Origin of the sequence: Spirillospora sp. NPDC049024, from assembly GCF_040649235.1 — a bacterium.
Lineage (GTDB): Bacteria > Actinomycetota > Actinomycetes > Streptosporangiales > Streptosporangiaceae > Spirillospora.
In genome coordinates, this window is record NZ_JBEZFD010000035.1 from 20,847 (window position 1) to 35,258 (window position 14,412).

12 protein-coding genes are annotated in these 14,412 nt (G+C 76.0%); 6 read left to right on the forward strand and 6 right to left on the reverse strand.

What is annotated here, in order from left to right; genetic code table 11:
• Positions 1 to 18 precede the first annotated feature (18 nt).
• Positions 19 to 1,002, forward strand: a complete 984-nt coding sequence (locus tag AB0C21_RS40245; protein WP_500211478.1) for a S1C family serine protease — start codon at positions 19 to 21, stop codon at positions 1,000 to 1,002.
• Positions 1,003 to 1,009: 7 nt separating this feature from the next.
• On the opposite strand, the gene AB0C21_RS40250 is transcribed toward AB0C21_RS40245, so the two are convergent.
• Positions 1,010 to 2,020 (reverse strand): GlxA family transcriptional regulator, encoded by a 1,011-nt coding sequence (locus AB0C21_RS40250; RefSeq protein ID WP_500211480.1) that lies wholly within the window; start codon positions 2,018 to 2,020, stop codon positions 1,010 to 1,012.
• A gap of 161 nt (positions 2,021 to 2,181) precedes the next feature.
• On the opposite strand from AB0C21_RS40250, the gene AB0C21_RS40255 reads away from it, so the two are divergent.
• Positions 2,182 to 2,976, forward strand: a complete 795-nt coding sequence (locus AB0C21_RS40255) for an NAD(P)H-dependent oxidoreductase (RefSeq protein ID WP_500211481.1) — start codon at positions 2,182 to 2,184, stop codon at positions 2,974 to 2,976.
• Between the two features lie 54 nt (positions 2,977 to 3,030).
• Here AB0C21_RS40255 and AB0C21_RS40260 read toward each other — a convergent pair whose 3' ends face one another.
• Entirely contained in the window at positions 3,031 to 4,158 is a 1,128-nt protein-coding gene (locus AB0C21_RS40260; protein ID WP_500211482.1) for an LAGLIDADG family homing endonuclease, read from the reverse strand.
• Between the two features lie 168 nt (positions 4,159 to 4,326).
• Between AB0C21_RS40260 and AB0C21_RS40265 the strand changes: the two genes are divergently transcribed.
• From AB0C21_RS40265 to AB0C21_RS40275, 3 genes are all read left to right on the forward strand, one after another.
• On the forward strand, positions 4,327 to 5,949 hold the full coding sequence (locus AB0C21_RS40265; protein ID WP_500211484.1) for a glycoside hydrolase family 10-like protein: 1,623 nt from the start codon (positions 4,327 to 4,329) through the stop codon (positions 5,947 to 5,949).
• 58 nt (positions 5,950 to 6,007) lie between these two features.
• Positions 6,008 to 6,208, forward strand: coding sequence for a DUF3040 domain-containing protein (locus AB0C21_RS40270; protein WP_149258499.1), 201 nt, complete (start codon positions 6,008 to 6,010; stop codon positions 6,206 to 6,208).
• Between the two features lie 482 nt (positions 6,209 to 6,690).
• Complete coding sequence (locus AB0C21_RS40275; RefSeq protein WP_500211485.1) at positions 6,691 to 7,200, forward strand: ATP-binding protein; 510 nt, start codon at positions 6,691 to 6,693, stop codon at positions 7,198 to 7,200.
• An 11-nt stretch (positions 7,201 to 7,211) separates the two neighbouring features.
• On the opposite strand, the gene AB0C21_RS40280 is transcribed toward AB0C21_RS40275, so the two are convergent.
• Entirely contained in the window at positions 7,212 to 8,327 is a 1,116-nt protein-coding gene (locus AB0C21_RS40280) for a helix-turn-helix transcriptional regulator (RefSeq protein ID WP_500211487.1), read from the reverse strand.
• Positions 8,328 to 8,452: 125 nt separating this feature from the next.
• Positions 8,453 to 11,341, reverse strand: a complete 2,889-nt coding sequence (locus AB0C21_RS40285; RefSeq protein ID WP_500211488.1) for a hypothetical protein — start codon at positions 11,339 to 11,341, stop codon at positions 8,453 to 8,455.
• 154 nt (positions 11,342 to 11,495) lie between these two features.
• On the opposite strand from AB0C21_RS40285, the gene AB0C21_RS40290 reads away from it, so the two are divergent.
• A complete protein-coding gene (locus tag AB0C21_RS40290; RefSeq protein WP_500211489.1) occupies positions 11,496 to 12,530 on the forward strand; it encodes an EamA family transporter in 1,035 nt (344 codons plus the stop codon).
• 28 nt (positions 12,531 to 12,558) lie between these two features.
• On the opposite strand, the gene AB0C21_RS40295 is transcribed toward AB0C21_RS40290, so the two are convergent.
• Both AB0C21_RS40295 and AB0C21_RS40300 read right to left on the reverse strand, forming a co-directional pair.
• Complete coding sequence (locus AB0C21_RS40295) at positions 12,559 to 13,401, reverse strand: ABC transporter permease (protein ID WP_500211491.1); 843 nt, start codon at positions 13,399 to 13,401, stop codon at positions 12,559 to 12,561.
• A gap of 17 nt (positions 13,402 to 13,418) precedes the next feature.
• The gene (locus tag AB0C21_RS40300) at positions 13,419 to 14,366 is read right to left on the reverse strand and encodes an ATP-binding cassette domain-containing protein (protein ID WP_500211493.1); all 948 of its coding nucleotides are present in this window, start codon (positions 14,364 to 14,366) and stop codon (positions 13,419 to 13,421) included.
• Positions 14,367 to 14,412 lie beyond the last annotated feature (46 nt).

Consider the following 14,412-nt stretch of genomic DNA (forward strand, 5'->3'; position numbering starts at 1 on the left):
TAATCATCGGGAGGTGTGATGGTCCCCCATGACAGCGATCCCCGCCAGGCCCCGCGGGACGAGCCGCCGCTGGACGCCTACTCCCGCGTGGTGTCCTCCGTCGCCCGCGATCTGACCCCGCGCGTGGCGGCACTGCGCGTCCGCGGCCGCCGCGGCGAGGGCACCGGGTCGGGCTTCGTGTTCACCGGCGACGGGTTCCTGCTCACCAACGCCCACGTCGTCGGCGCCGCGTCCGGCGGGCAGGCCGCGTTCGCCGACGGCGCCACCGGCGCGTTCACCGTCGTCGGCACCGACCCCCTGTCGGACCTGGCCGTCGTGCGCGCCGACGGGCCCGTCCCCGACCCGGTCGCCCTCGGCGACAGCGACGCCCTGGTCGTCGGGCAGCTCGTCGTCGCCGTCGGCAACCCCCTCGGTCTCGCCGGCTCGGTCACCGCCGGCGTCGTGTCCGCCCTCGGCCGGTCGCTGCCGACCTCCCAGCCCACCCGCAGCGGCACCGCCGTCCGCGTCATCGAGGACGTCATCCAGACCGACGCCGCCCTCAACCCCGGCAACTCCGGCGGCGCGCTCGCCGACGCCCACGGCCGCGTCGTCGGCGTCAACACCGCCGTCGCCGGGATCGGCCTGGGCCTGGCCGTCCCGATCAACGCCACCACCCGCCGCATCATCGCCGCCCTGATCCGCGACGGCCGCGTCCGCCGCGCCTACCTCGGCCTGGCCGCCGCGCCCGTCCCCGTCCCCGCCGCCCTGCGCGAGCGGATCGGGCAGGACGACGCGCTGCGCGTCGCCGAGGTCGTGCCCGCCGGCCCCGCCGACCGGGCCGGGCTGCGCCGCGGCGACCTGGTCCTGACCGCCGGCGGCGCGCCGGTCTCCCACGCCCAGTCGCTGCAGCGGCTCATGTTCGCCGAGGCCATCGGGCGGCCCCTGCCGATCACCGTGCTGCGCAACGGCGCCATGGTCGACGTCATCGCCGAACCCGTCGAGCTCGACGCCGAACGCGCCTGACCCCCGGTCACGCGCCGCCCGGGCCCTGCGGTCCGTCCGGGCCTCCAGGGCCCTCGGGGCCGCGGAACGTCGCGCGGTAGGACGAGGGCGACACCCCGATCGCCGCGTGCAGGTGCGCGCGCAGCGACGCCGCCGTCCCGAACCCCGCCCGCTCGGCGACCCGGTCCACCGGAAGGTCGGTCTCCTCCAGCAGCCGCCGCGCCGCCTGCACCCGCTGCGCCGCCAGCCACACCTGCGGCGACACGCCCGTCTCCTGCCGGAACCGGCGCGTGAACGTCCGCACGCTCATCGACGCCCGCGCCGCCAGCTGCGCCAGCGTCACCGGGCGGTCCAGCCGCTCCAGCGCCCACGCCCGCGCCGCGCCCGTCGAGGACTCCCGCGACTCCGGCACCGGCAGCGCCACGAACTGCGCCTGCCCGCCCTCCCGGTGCGGCGGCACCACCGTGCGGCGCGCCACGTCCCCCGCCACCGCCGCGCCGTGGTCGCGGCGGATCATGTGCAGGCACAGGTCGACGCCCGCCGCCTCGCCCGCCGAGGTCAGCACCGCGCCCTCGTCGACGAACAGCACCGCCGCGTCCACCCGCACCCCCGGGAACATCTCCGCCAGCCGGGCGCACGACAGCCAGTGCGTCGTCGCCCGCCGCCCCTCCAGCAGCCCCGCCGCCGCCAGCACGAACGCGCCCGTGCACACCGACGCGACCCGCGCGCCCCGCCCGGCTGCCGCCGCGACCGCGCCCGGCACCGGCCCGTCCCCGGGACGGGTCTCGTCCAGCAGGTGCGACGCCGGCACGACCACCGTGTCCGCCGCCTCCAGCGCCTCCAGCCCGTGCGGCACCGTCACCGCGAAATCGGCGTCCGCCCGCACCGCCCCCGGCTCCACCGCGCACGACACCACCTCGTACAGCGGCGCGCCCCCCGCCGACCGGGCCTGCCCGAACAGCTGGTGGACGATCCCCAGCTCCATCGGCAGCACGCCCTCGCGCACCACCACCGCCACCCGGTGCACCCCGCCCGCCATGGCCCGATCCTTGCACAGCATGGCCCACCGGCCACTCACGCTCGGCGCGGCCGCCGGGCAGCATCGACACCGGACCGGCCGCCGCCGAGCAGCCCGGCCGGGAAGGCGGGCACCGGGAAGGCCGGCACCGGAGCCGACGAACCGGGAAGGAAGACAGCGCCGTGAACGTCCTGTGGATCTTCGCCCACCCCGAGGGCCGCTCCCTCAACGGCGCGCTGCGCGACCGCGGCGCCGCCACCCTGCGCCGCGACGGGCACCGCGTCCGCCACTCCGACCTGTACGCGATGGGCTGGAACCCCGTCGTCGGCCCCGCCGACTTCGGCCACGACCCCGCGCGCCGCCTCATCGTCGGCGCCGCGTCCGAACGCGCCCACGCCGCCGGCGCCCTGGCCCCCGACATCCGCGCCGAACAGGACAAGATCACCTGGGCGGACGCGCTGGTCGTGCAGTTCCCCCTGTGGTGGTACGGGATGCCCGCCATCCTGAAGGGCTGGTTCGACCGCGTCTTCGTCCAGGGCTTCGCCTTCGGCGTCACCGACGCCGAAGGCCGCACCCTCCGCTACGGCGACGGCGGCCTCGCCGGACGCCGCGCCCTGGTCGTCACCACCGCCGGCGCCCGCTCCACCGGCCTGGGCCCCCGCGGCGTCCACGGCGCCGCCGAGGACCTGCTGTTCCCCCTCCTGCACGGCACGCTGTTCTACACCGGCATGGACGTCCTGCCGCCCCTGGTCGTCACCGGCGCCGACCGCGCCACCCCCGCCGACCACGCCGCGGCCGCCGCCGCCCTCGACGCCCGCCTGCACGCCCTGCCCACCGCCGACCCCATCCCGTACCGCACCGAGCACGGCGGCGACTACACCGACGACCTCACCCTGCGCCCCCACCTGGCCCCCGGCCGCTCCGCCCCCTCCATCCACCGCCGCCCCACCCCCGCCCCCACCGCACCCTGCCCCTGACCCTCCGATGCCGGAGACACCGGACCTCTACCTGCCCAGCGAGTCTGCTCACTCCTACCCGGCCTCTGCTCCTGAAGGGGAGGCGTCGGATACGACCCCGTCGGCCACGACATTCCCCGCAGCGGTGACGATTTCGAACAAAGGGATCTTCGATCCCAGGGCGGTTATGGAGTGGATGCCCAAGGGCGCATCGCTCTTGAGCGCCGTCCCTTCCATGGACGTCTTCCGGGTGATCGCCGGTCGGATGGTGTGGAACAGCCGTGTCCGCTCACGCAGACCTCCGACGAGCCGGATCGGGGTCACCGGCAGGTTGACGAAAGTGCGCGGAGCTTCACGCACCACGCGGAAACCGAAATGGAGCAGGCAGTCGGTGATCATGGACAGGATCTGCGGATCGGAGTTGGAGAACCTCAGAATCCCCTTGCTGCAGGATCCCTCCGCGTCGAAGACGCCGGCCAGGAACCCCTTCCGCCATCCTTCGGATGGCGACGCCAACGGCCAGCGGACGATTTCTTCGATCGCCTCGACCGCCGAGGCGCTCTGAGCGCGGATGGCGCTCACCCTGCGCCGTGCCTCCGTGGCCTCGGAGAAGACGAACTCGCGAGTGGGAACACCGAAACCTGTGAGATAGCGGCGACTCCTCTCAAGTGCCTCATCATCGGCCAATGCAAGACGAAAGCGGTGAACGACGGCATAGGGCCTGCCCGGGGCGCCCTGGGGATAATGGCCCAACTGCCCGTCTCCTCGTATCATCCCGCACAGGTAACCGCGCCGGTAATCCTCGTCCGCCTCAGGGGGTGAGGCGAATCGGCCGATCCCCATCAGGCTGTTGTTCACGGTGAGATGCGGCCGCCTTCGAGAACCTTGCTCTGCTCCCGTGACGTGCTTCCAGCCCCGCTCGCTGAGGAAGCGCTGGTCGGCGCCCACCGTGAGCCGGGTCCCGTCGTCCAGGACCACCAGGAACGCCGGGTCCACCCTTCGCCGTAACTCGACTACATGGGTGACGAGGTAGCGGCGGTAACGACCGACCATGTGCGACCCGTAGACGCGGTCCTCGGACCGCAGTTCGCCCAAGCGCTTCGTCCGTCCGTCCGCCGTCAGAATCGGAGTGCTCCCGGCCAGCCCGGCGTTCACTTTCCGAGCCGGGCCGGTCAAGGCCCGGCCTGCGAACGTTCCACGCATGCGACACACCTCCTCGTCACGCTGGCGACTCGGTTCGCCACGCAGAGTATGGAACGCGTGTTCGAAGATCGCAATGCAGTGGATCGGGCATAACGGGACAGTGGGGGATCACACGGGCATCGCTGTTTCGTCCATGGCATCGCGGCGCGTGCGTAACAATGGGCCGCTATGGCATGGCGATCGAGGACCCGGCAAGCGGCGGCGGCGTTGACGGCGGGAGTATCGGCGGGCGCGCTCGCCGCCTGCGGCATCACCGCCCTCGGCGGCACGGGCGGGCGCGGGGACGGCGCCCGCGGGCCCGTGCCCCCCGACGCCAGGGCAGAGTGCCCGGGCGTCCCCGCGCCCGACGGCGCCAAAGGGCGGCAGCTGCGCGGCATGTGGATCGCCAGCGTCGGCAACACCGACTGGCCCAAGGACCCCGGCGCCTCCGCCGCCGACCAGAAGAAGCAGTTCACCCGGCTCCTCGACACCGCCACCGCCATGAACATGAACGCGGTGTTCGTCCAGATCCGCCCCAACTCCGACGCGTTCTACGCCTCCCCGTACGAGCCGTGGTCGCAGTGGCTCACCGGCACCCAGGGCAAGGACCCCGGCTACGACGCGCTGGCGTTCATGCTCGAGGAGGCCCACACCCGCAACCTGGAGTTCCACGCCTGGTTCAACCCCTACCGCGTGTCCCGCCAGGCCGACCTGAAGAAGCTGTCGCCCAAGAGCCCCGCCCGGCAGCACCCCGACTGGGTCCGCAAGTACGGCAAGGGCCTGTGGTACGACCCGGGCCTGCCCCAGGTCCGCGACCTGGCGACCAAGGCCGTCATGGACGTCGTCGGCAAGTACGACATCGACGCCGTCCACTTCGACGACTACTTCTACCCCTACCCCGAGGACGGCGACTTCCCCGACGACGCCGCCTACAAGGCCTACGGCGACGGCATGAAGAGGGCCGACTGGCGCCGCCGCAACGTCGACACCCTCGTCGAGTCGCTGTCGGCCCGCATCCACGCCGCCAAGCCCTGGGTGCGGTTCGGCATCAGCCCCTTCGGCGTGTGGCGCAACAAGAGCAGCGACCCCGCCGGATCGTCCACCTCCGCCCTGCAGAGCTACGACGACATCTACGCCGACACCCGCAAATGGATCAAGAAGGGGTGGCTCGACTACGTCACCCCCCAGCTGTACTGGCCCATCGGCGACCCCCGCGCCGACTACGCCGAGCTCGCCCCCTGGTGGGCCCGCCAGGTCGAGGGCACCGGCGTCCAGCTGACCATCGGCCAGGCCGCCTACCGCGTCGGCGAGGACGCGACCTGGCGCAAGCCCGCCGAACTGTCGCGCCACCTCACCCTCAACGCCCGCTACCCGCAGATCGGCGGCGACGTGTTCTTCAGCGCCTCCGACCTCGCCGCCAACCGGCGCGGGTTCGCCGCCCGCCTCCGCGAGGACCACTACGCCCGCCCCGCCGTCCCGCCCGTCCCCGCCCGCCGCGGCGGACAGGCGCCCCCCTCGGTGCAGGGCACCACCGCCGTCCCGGCCACCGGCAAGGACGGCAAGGGCGTGAAGGTCACCTGGCGGACCTCGCAGGGCGCGGTCTCCTACGCCGTCTACCGGGTCGAGGGCGGCAAGCCCGGCTGCGCCCCCGTCCGCCCCCGCGACCTCATCGCCGACGTCCGCGGCGGCGGCATCATCGACCCCGCCGCCAAGCCCGGCCGCTCCTACACCTACTACGTCACCGCCCTCGACCGGCTCCACCACGAGAGCCGGCCCGGACGCGGCGCGACGGCCACCGCCCCCGAGGGATAATGATCATGGTCCGTGGGCAGGAATCCTGTCACCTGACCACCCCCCGGAGGTATGAAGCATGGCGCTGTCGATGGAGGAGCAGCGGATCCTCAGCCAGATCGAGGTCCGCCTGAGCGAGGACGACCCCCGCCTGGCCCAGCGCCTCGCACGCCTCGGCACCCCCCGCGCCCGCCGCGCCCGCACGATCGCCCTCGCCGCGGCCGCCGCCCTCATCGTCCTGGCCGCCGTAGCCGCCGGAATCGCCGCCGCCCTCCTCTAACCCCACCCCACCCCGCCGCCTCCCGCTACCAAGCCATTGCGGGTGCCGGGGCGGACTACGGGAGGGGCCGTGGGACGTGCGAACGCCAAGGCCCCGGCGGGACGAGCCCGCCGGGGCCTTGGCGTTCAAGCCGGTGTGGTGGTCGCCTCACGGCGAAAGGCACAACGAAGCTCCAGCCCGGACCGCATGGGACCGGCGGTATTCCCCGAAGGCATCAGGTAGAGCCCGGGGGACACATGCCACACCGACGCACCCACTGTAGCGGCTCCGCGCGGGTGCCTCCTCCATCGCCACCCCGCATGTGAACTTCACCTCACCCCGCGGTGAGGGTTGCCTGCGCCCGTGCACCGGTCCGCCCGCAGACGCGTCCACGAATATGAGTCATGCGGGAAATGCGCGGAGACCGCCCGGTCGCCACGCGGGGGGCCCGCACGACCGCGAGCACCGGCGGCGAAACCCGGCACAGGTGAGGAGACGGGGAAGTGCGCACCACGGGGACGGGGACCACGAGGCCTGCGGGCGGCGGAACCACCGGCAGGGACGACGGCGGCGTGGCGATGGCCTGGGACCTGGACCCCGGGCCCCGCGCCGCGGCCCGGGCACGCGAGCTCACCCGCCGGACACTGCGGCGGTGGCGCGTCACGGGCCCCGACGACACCGACGACATCGTCCTCATCGTGGACGAGCTCGTCACCAACGCCGTCGTGCACGGCGCCGGGCCCGTGCGCCTCGCCCTGCGCCTGGACGCCACCCGGGCCGGGGTCCGCCTCACCGGAGAGGTCGGTGACGCCGACCCCCGCGCGCCGGGCGCGCCCGCCGCGCCGCCCCCCGTCCTGGACTGGTCCGAGGCCGGCCGCGGGCTGCTGCTGGTCGCCTCCCTCGCCACCGAGTTCGGCGCCAGGCCCGCGCCGCCGGGCAAGGCCGTCTGGTTCACCCGCGACCTCGACCCCCTGGACACCCCCGCCCTCGCCGTCGACGCCCCGGCGGACTGACCCCGCCCGGGTCAGGCCTGCAGGGGGCAGCGGTCCACGACCCACACGTCCTCGTCGTCGCCCGCCGGAGGCGGCGGCTCGTCGGTGAGCCGGTCCAGGTGCCACTCGATGTGGGCGAGCGGGCCCCGCCAGCCCGCCAGCAGATCCGCCAGGGGACGCGGCGGGCCCGGCGGCCCGTACGGGCGCGGATCGGGCAGCTCGGCCTCCCACAGCGCGTCGTCGCAGTCGGCCGCCCAGTGCGCCACCGCCTCCAGCACCTGCTGCAGATCGCGCGCCAGGTCGCTCAGGGACCGCAGCGCCATCGCGTCCTGGATCATCCGCTCCCGCGCGTCATAGGGCATCTCCCGCCCGAAGGCGGGCGGGAACGCCGGGGGGCGGCCCTCCAGCACCGGCTCCTCACCCGTCGCCGCCGACCGGATCGCCGCCGCCTGCCAGCGCGTCCACTCCGCCAGATGCCCCAGCACCCCGCGCAGCGCCGCCGCGCCCGCGCCGCCGCCGCGGACCTCCGCGGCCGAGTCGCGCAGCCGCGTCCGCACCGACTCCAGCCGGTCCAGCGTCCACGCCCGGGCGCGTGCCGCGCCCGCCGGGCCGCGCGGACCCGCCTCGGCCGCCGGGCGCGGCACCGGTACCCGCAGCGCCGCCAGCAGCTCGTCCAGGTCCCGCACCTCCGCGCCCCGCCCCGACAGGAACGCCGCGCCGATCCGGTCGAGCCGGAACATCCGCGGCCCGTCGCGCATCCGGCACCACCCCACCAGGTACTCCCCGTAGGGGGCCACGACCAGGCCGTGCGCCTCGACGTCGCGGAAGCTGCGCGCCCCCGCCTGGTCGGTGTAGGCCAGCCGCACGACCCGGCGGGTGCGGACCGCCTCGGCGAGCGTGTCGTGCACCGGGCCCATCAGCGACCCCGCCTCCGACAGCGGCTCGCGCGCGGCGGGCTCGGGCAGCGCGTACCCGCGGCCCTTCTCGGCCCGCACCGGCAGCCCGCCGTGCGTCAGCAGCTCCAGGTCGCGGCGGAGGGTCCGTTCGCTGACCCCGAGCCGCGCGGCCAGCACCGCCGGGTCCAGCGGGTCGGGGGAGGCCGCACGCAGCTCCGCGACGAGCGCCAGCAGCCGATCTACGCGATCCACGTACCCATCGTGACCCCGCCCGCCGCCCACGCGCCCTTCCGAAGGGGCTTAAAACCCTTACCGGCAAGGGTTTTCGGGCCTCGCGCCGCACCGGGCCCCGGTGGCCGGGGCCGGTGCGGCGCGGGTCAGCGGCCCGACAGCTCCACCGCCAGGCCCTGGAAGTCGGCCGCCGTCAGCGACAGCGCGCTGCCGATCGCCTGCGTCGCCTCCGCGCTGCCCAGGTGCCGCTGCGCGGCGCGGTCCAGGTAGGCCTCCACGAGCCGCGCGCCGGTCAGCCTGCCCCGCGGCCGCAGCGATCCGACCTCGCGGTTCACCACGGCCCACGCGTCCGACCCGAGCCGCAGGCTGCGCTCCTCGGCCAGCAGCCGTACCAGCGCCGCGCGCGCCTGCGCGCCCGACAGGTCCGGCAGCCGCACCGCCCGCAGGTCGGTCACCAGCTCCGGCGACACCGCCGACAGCTCACCGACGCGGTCGGGCTCGCACGTGCCGAGCAGCGCGGTGTCGTTCACGCCCTCCAGCCGCGTCCGGTACAGCACCGACGCGTAGGCCGGGCCCTGCGCCTCGTCCAGGATCAGCCCGTCCAGGCCGTCCAGCAGCAGGACGTGGCCGGAGTGCTCCTCCAGCGCGGCCCGCAGCCCGTCGGGGCCGTGCTCGCGGAGGTCCTCGGCGTGGACGGCGTGGACCTCGCCGCTGGAGGCCTCGACCTCCGCCAGCGCGCGGGCCACCATCCGCGCCAGCCGCCGCTGCCCGCTGGACGGCGCGCCGATCAGCAGCAGCGCCGGCGCCGACGCGCTCGAGACCTCCTGGCCGCGCAGCCGCCGCGCCCACTTGCCGCGCCGCCGCACCTCGGTGACCACGCGCTCGATGTCGTCGGCGCCGCACAGGAACCGGACGCCGTAGGCCTCGGCGACCTGCGGGGCCTGCTCGGGCACGGGCGCGGGCGGCAGCGGGGGCGGCGGCTCGGGGACCGGCGCCGGAGGCGGCGGCAGGTCCGCGTGCGGCGCGGGCGCCGGCGCGGGGGACGGCGGGGCGGGAGGCGGGGCGTCCGCGCCGGGCCACGCGGGGCCCGGATCGAGCTGGGTGCGGAACGCGTCGGTGTCCAGTTGCGTCTCGTGCGGCTCCGACGGCCATACCGGCTCCGGCGCCGGCTCGGGGGCGTGCCGGGTCGGCGGCGCCGGGGCGGGGGGCTCGGGCGCCGGGGGAGGCGCGATCCGCGGCGGCGGCACGTCCGAGCCGAACGGGTCCGGCGCCGGCGCGGGCGCGGCGGGCGGCTGCTCGTACCGGGGGGGCTCGGGCCGCCCCTGCTCGTGGTGGGCGCTCGGCTCGGGCGGTGGCGAGGACGGGCCCGGGAACGGCGGCGGCGACACCGGCGGCGAGACCGGAGGGGGCGGGGGCGCGTACTGGAAGGGCGGCTCCGACGGGCCCGGCGAGGCGTGCGCCGCCGGGGCGGGCGGTTCGGGCGCGGCGGGCGGCGGCACCGGCGGGGCGGCCGGGGGAGGGGCGGGCGCGACCGCGGGCGGCGGGCCCGGGGCCTCCTGTGCGGGCTCGGGCACCGGCGCGACCGGCTGGTCGCCGCCGGAGGAGGCGCGCTCGGCGGCCATGTGGGCGCGGGCGGCCTTGATGATGTCCCACGCCGACAGCTCGTCGGTGGACGGCGGGGTGTGCATCGCCGGGGACGTCAGCTCCGCCGCGACCGCCTGCGGCACCGCGAACCCCGTCGACGGCGGCGGCACCTGCGCCAGCCGGCACCACGTCAGCCCCAGGGTGTAGGTGGTGGCCAGCAGTGCGGCGAGGGCGTCGGAGTCGTCGCTGCGCAGCGCGTCGGGGAGGCGGCCGTCGCGCGGCCACAGCGACCGCAGCGGGTTGGCCGGGTCGGTCAGCACCGCCTGCAGGGTGCGGGCGCTGTCGGCGTCCAGCCAGCGCTGCAGCGCCGGCAGCGCGCCCGGCGCGGCCTGCAGGTCGGCGGCCAGCACCGCGATCCCGGCGCGGCGGACCTCGTCGTGGCTGCGTCCCGCCGCGGCCGGGCGCGGCCCGGTCAGCCCTGCGACGATCTCCTGGAGGTCGTACAGGGCCAGGCGCAGGTACTCGCCCGGCGCGGTGTCGCGCACCATCGGGGTGGCGAACTCGGCGGGGCAGCGGCGCCGCCACTCCTGCACGATCGCCTCGGGCCCGTACCGGACGGTGGCCATGTCCTGGTTGACCATCCGCAGCGACGCCGCGGTGACCGCGGCGAGGGCGTCGGCGCCGGGACGGAACCGGGGGTCGGCCTGCAGGCCGGCGGCGACCTCGTACATGACGCGGGCGATGTGGGCGGCGCCGCCGCCGTCGCCTGCGCCGAGCCGGTGGACGTAGTAGCCGGCCAGGGTGCCGAAGTCGGGCGGCATCATCCAGTGCAGCTGCTCGGCGGAGGTCGTCAGGAACGGGATGAACGACTCGATCAGGGGGTGCTCGGTCAGCACCACGGGGGATCCCGCGCACCACAGCAGTGCGCCCCACGCGGCGGCGACGGTGCTGGGCGTGCCCGGCTGGAACATCGGGTCGCGCTGGGCGAACTGCTGCGGGTTCACCGCCAGCGCGGTGGTGAGGGCCTGGGAGATGCGGGCGACGACGGCGGTGTCGGGGACGGGCCCGAGGAATCCCAGCGGCGCGACGCGCCCGGCCGCGAGGTCGGGGCCGGTGGGGAACAGCTGCGGCGGGACGGGCGGCGTCCCGGCGCCCTGGGGCGCGGGGACGGCGACGCGGCGGTCCTCGAACTGCGCGGGGGGCGGGCAGGGGTGCCAGGTGCCGTCCAGGCCGCACCGGTACCAGCGCCCCCACGCCCCGTACAGCCACCACTCGCCGGCGCCCCACAGCATCCGCGCGGCGATCTGCGCCGCGCGGTCGGCCGGCTGGGCGGTCTGCCACCACGGTGAGGCCACCAGCTCGCGCACGTTGCCCTCGACCGAGGCGAACAGGTCGCCGCTCGGGCCCCCACCGGTTCCGCCGGGCCCCGCCCCGGCCGCCTGCCAGCTCATCCGGCGAATAGTAGTAGCAGCGGGCGTTCCGTCCGGCATCGCCCGTGTTACGGACCGGTAGCCCTCCATCGACGTGTAAGGAGCGTTATGGAAGGATGCTCATTAGCCCGCCGGGAGCGGGCTCGGCGGCACACCGCGCGACCCGGGGGTGAGGATGGACGGCGCCGCACGGACCCGCGCCTGGGGCCTCGGCCTGGCGCTGTTCTCCTCGGTGTGCTTCGGCGCGTCCGGGCCGTTCGGCAAGGCCCTCATCGAGGCCGGGCTCGGCCCCCTGCAGGCGGTGTGGCTGCGCATCGCGGTCGCCGCGCTGGTCCTGGCGCCGCTGCCGTTCCTGCTGCGCGGGCGGGGCGCCGTCCGCGGCCTGCGCCCCCACCTGCCCGCCCTGGCCCTGTACGGGCTGACAGGCGTCGCCGGCTGCCAGGCGTTCTACTTCGTGGCCGCCTCCCGCCTGCCGGTCGGCGTGGCGATCCTGCTGGAGTTCAGCGGCCCGGTCATCGTGCTGGCGTGGCTGCGGCTGGTGCGCCGCGCCCCGGTGCACCGCACCGCCGCCGCCGGCGTCGCGACCGCCATGGCCGGCCTCGCCCTGGTCGTGCAGGTGTGGACGGGCCTGTCGCTCGACCCGGTCGGCCTGGCCGCCGGGCTCGGCGCCGCCGCCTGCCAGGCCAGCTACTTCCTCATCGTCGACCGGCTGACCGGGCAGGTCGACCCGCTCGTCATCACCTCCGCCGGGAGCGTCGTCGCCGCGCTCGCCCTCACCGCCCTGGCCGCGCCGTGGACGCTGCCCTGGCAGGTGCTGCCCGCCCCCGTGCCGGTCGCCGGGCACGCCGCGCCCGGCTGGGCGCTGGTCGCCTGGATCGGCCTGGTCAGCACCGTCCTGGCCTACCTCACCGGCGTCGCCGGACTGCAGCGGCTGTCGGCGCAGGTCGGCGGCGCCATCTGCTACACCGAGGCCGTCGCCGCCGCCCTCATCGCCTGGGCCGCGCTGGGGGAGCGCCTCACCGCCGCGCAGATCACCGGCGGCGCGATCGTGCTCGCCGGCGCCTACATCGCCCAGCGCGCCGCCGTCGCCCGTCCCGAGGTCCTGAACGCCGCCACCGCACCGGCAGGCGGTCCGCGGGACGGCGGGCGGGAGGCCGCGCGGGACGGCGGGCCGGGCACGCGGCCCCGGACCGCCGCCCTGCCCCCGTGACCCGCCCCGGACCGCCTCCGGAGCCGGGTCAGGCGTTCTCGCGGCGGAACCGGCGGGCGCCCAGCGCCACCGACGCCACCAGCAGCACCACCGCGACCAGCGCGCCCTCCGCGACCGCCGCCGACGCGTAGTCGCCCAGGAACGCCGCCCGCGCGGCGTCCACCGTGTACCGGAACGGCGTGAACCGCGACACCGCGTCCAGCCAGCCCGGCGCCAGGCTCATCGGCAGCAGGAGCCCCGACAGCAGCATCAGCGGCAGCGTCACCGTCGTCAGGATCGGCGCGAACGCGTCCTCGCTGCGCGTGCGCAGCGCCACCACGTACGACAGGGACGCCACGCTCACCGCCAGCGCCACCACCAGCAGCAGCCCGACGGCGATCCCGCCCGCCGGGGCCCGCAGCCCCAGCGCCAGCCCGACCGCCACGACCACCGCCGCCTGGAACGCGACCACCACCGTGTCGCGCAGGACCCGCCCCAGCAGCAGCGCGGTCCGGCTGGCCGGGGTGACCCGCAGCCGGTCCACCACCCCCGACCGCAGGTCCGCGATGAGCCCGAACCCGGCGAACCCGGCGCCGAACATCGACAGCTGGACCAGCACCCCCGGCACGAAGACCTGCCAGGCGCTGCCCGCGCCGAACCCGCGCACGTCGACCAGGTCCGAAAGCAGCGGCCCGAACAGCACCAGGTACAGCATCGGCTGGACCGCGCCGAACACCACCGCGACCTTGCTGCGCAGCGTCTGCCGCATGTACCGCAGGAAGACCAGCCGGGTGTCGGACGCGACCCGGGCGAGAGCGGCGGCCCGCCCGGACGCCGCGGAAGACGCGGAGGACGCCGACGGGGCGACAGAAGCGGTCGGTTTGAGAGACATGGGGGAGACTCCTGGGTTCAGGCCGCTTCGCGCAGCGACCGGCCGGTGATGGTGAGGAACACGTCGTCCAGCGTGGGGCGGGCCAGGTTCAGCGACGCCAGCTCCACCCCCGCGCCGTCCAGCGCGCGGATCAGGGACATCAGCGCCTTCTCGCCGTCCTCGACGGTCAGCCGCAGCGTCGCGCCGGTCACGGCGGCCTCGCGGACGGCCGGGTGCGCCGACAGCGCCCCGCGGGCGGACTCGACCCCGGCCGGCTCCGCCAGCTCCACCGTGACGACGTCCCCGGCGACGCGGCGGCGCAGCTCGGCGGGCGTGCCCTCGGCGACGATGCGCCCCCGGTCGATGATCAGCAGCCGGTCGCACAGCGCGTCGGCCTCGTCCAGGTAGTGCGTGGTCAGGAACACCGTCGTGCCGTCCCGGTCGCGCATGGCGCGGATGTGGTCCCACAGGTTGCCGCGGCTCTGCGGGTCCAGGCCGGTCGTCGGCTCGTCCAGGAACAGCAGCGGCGGGCGGTGCACCAGCCCGAGCGCGATGTCCAGGCGGCGGCGCTGTCCGCCCGACAGCGACCCGGCCGGACGCTGGCCCAGGCCAGCCAGGTCCAGGCGCGCGCACAGCGCCGCGATCCGCGCGGACCGGTCGCGCACCCCGTACAGGCGCGCCTGCAGGTCCAGCTCCTCGGCGACCGGGACGCCCGGGTCGGTGCCGCCGCCCTGCGCGACGTAGCCGATGCGCCGCCGCACGCCCGCCGGGTCGGCGCGCAGGTCGCGGCCGGCGACGGCCGCGGTCCCCGCCGTCGGCGCCAGCAGCGTCGTCAGCATCCGCAGCGTCGTGGTCTTCCCGGCCCCGTTGGGGCCGAGGAATCCGACGATCTCGCCGGGCGCGACCGACAGGTCCACGCCGCGGACGGCCTCGACCGTCCCGTTCCGGCCGGTGAAGGTGCGGGCGAGCCCGCGGGCCTCGATCACGATGACCTCCTCTGAGAACGACGCCGCTAGCGTAACCCCAAATTTG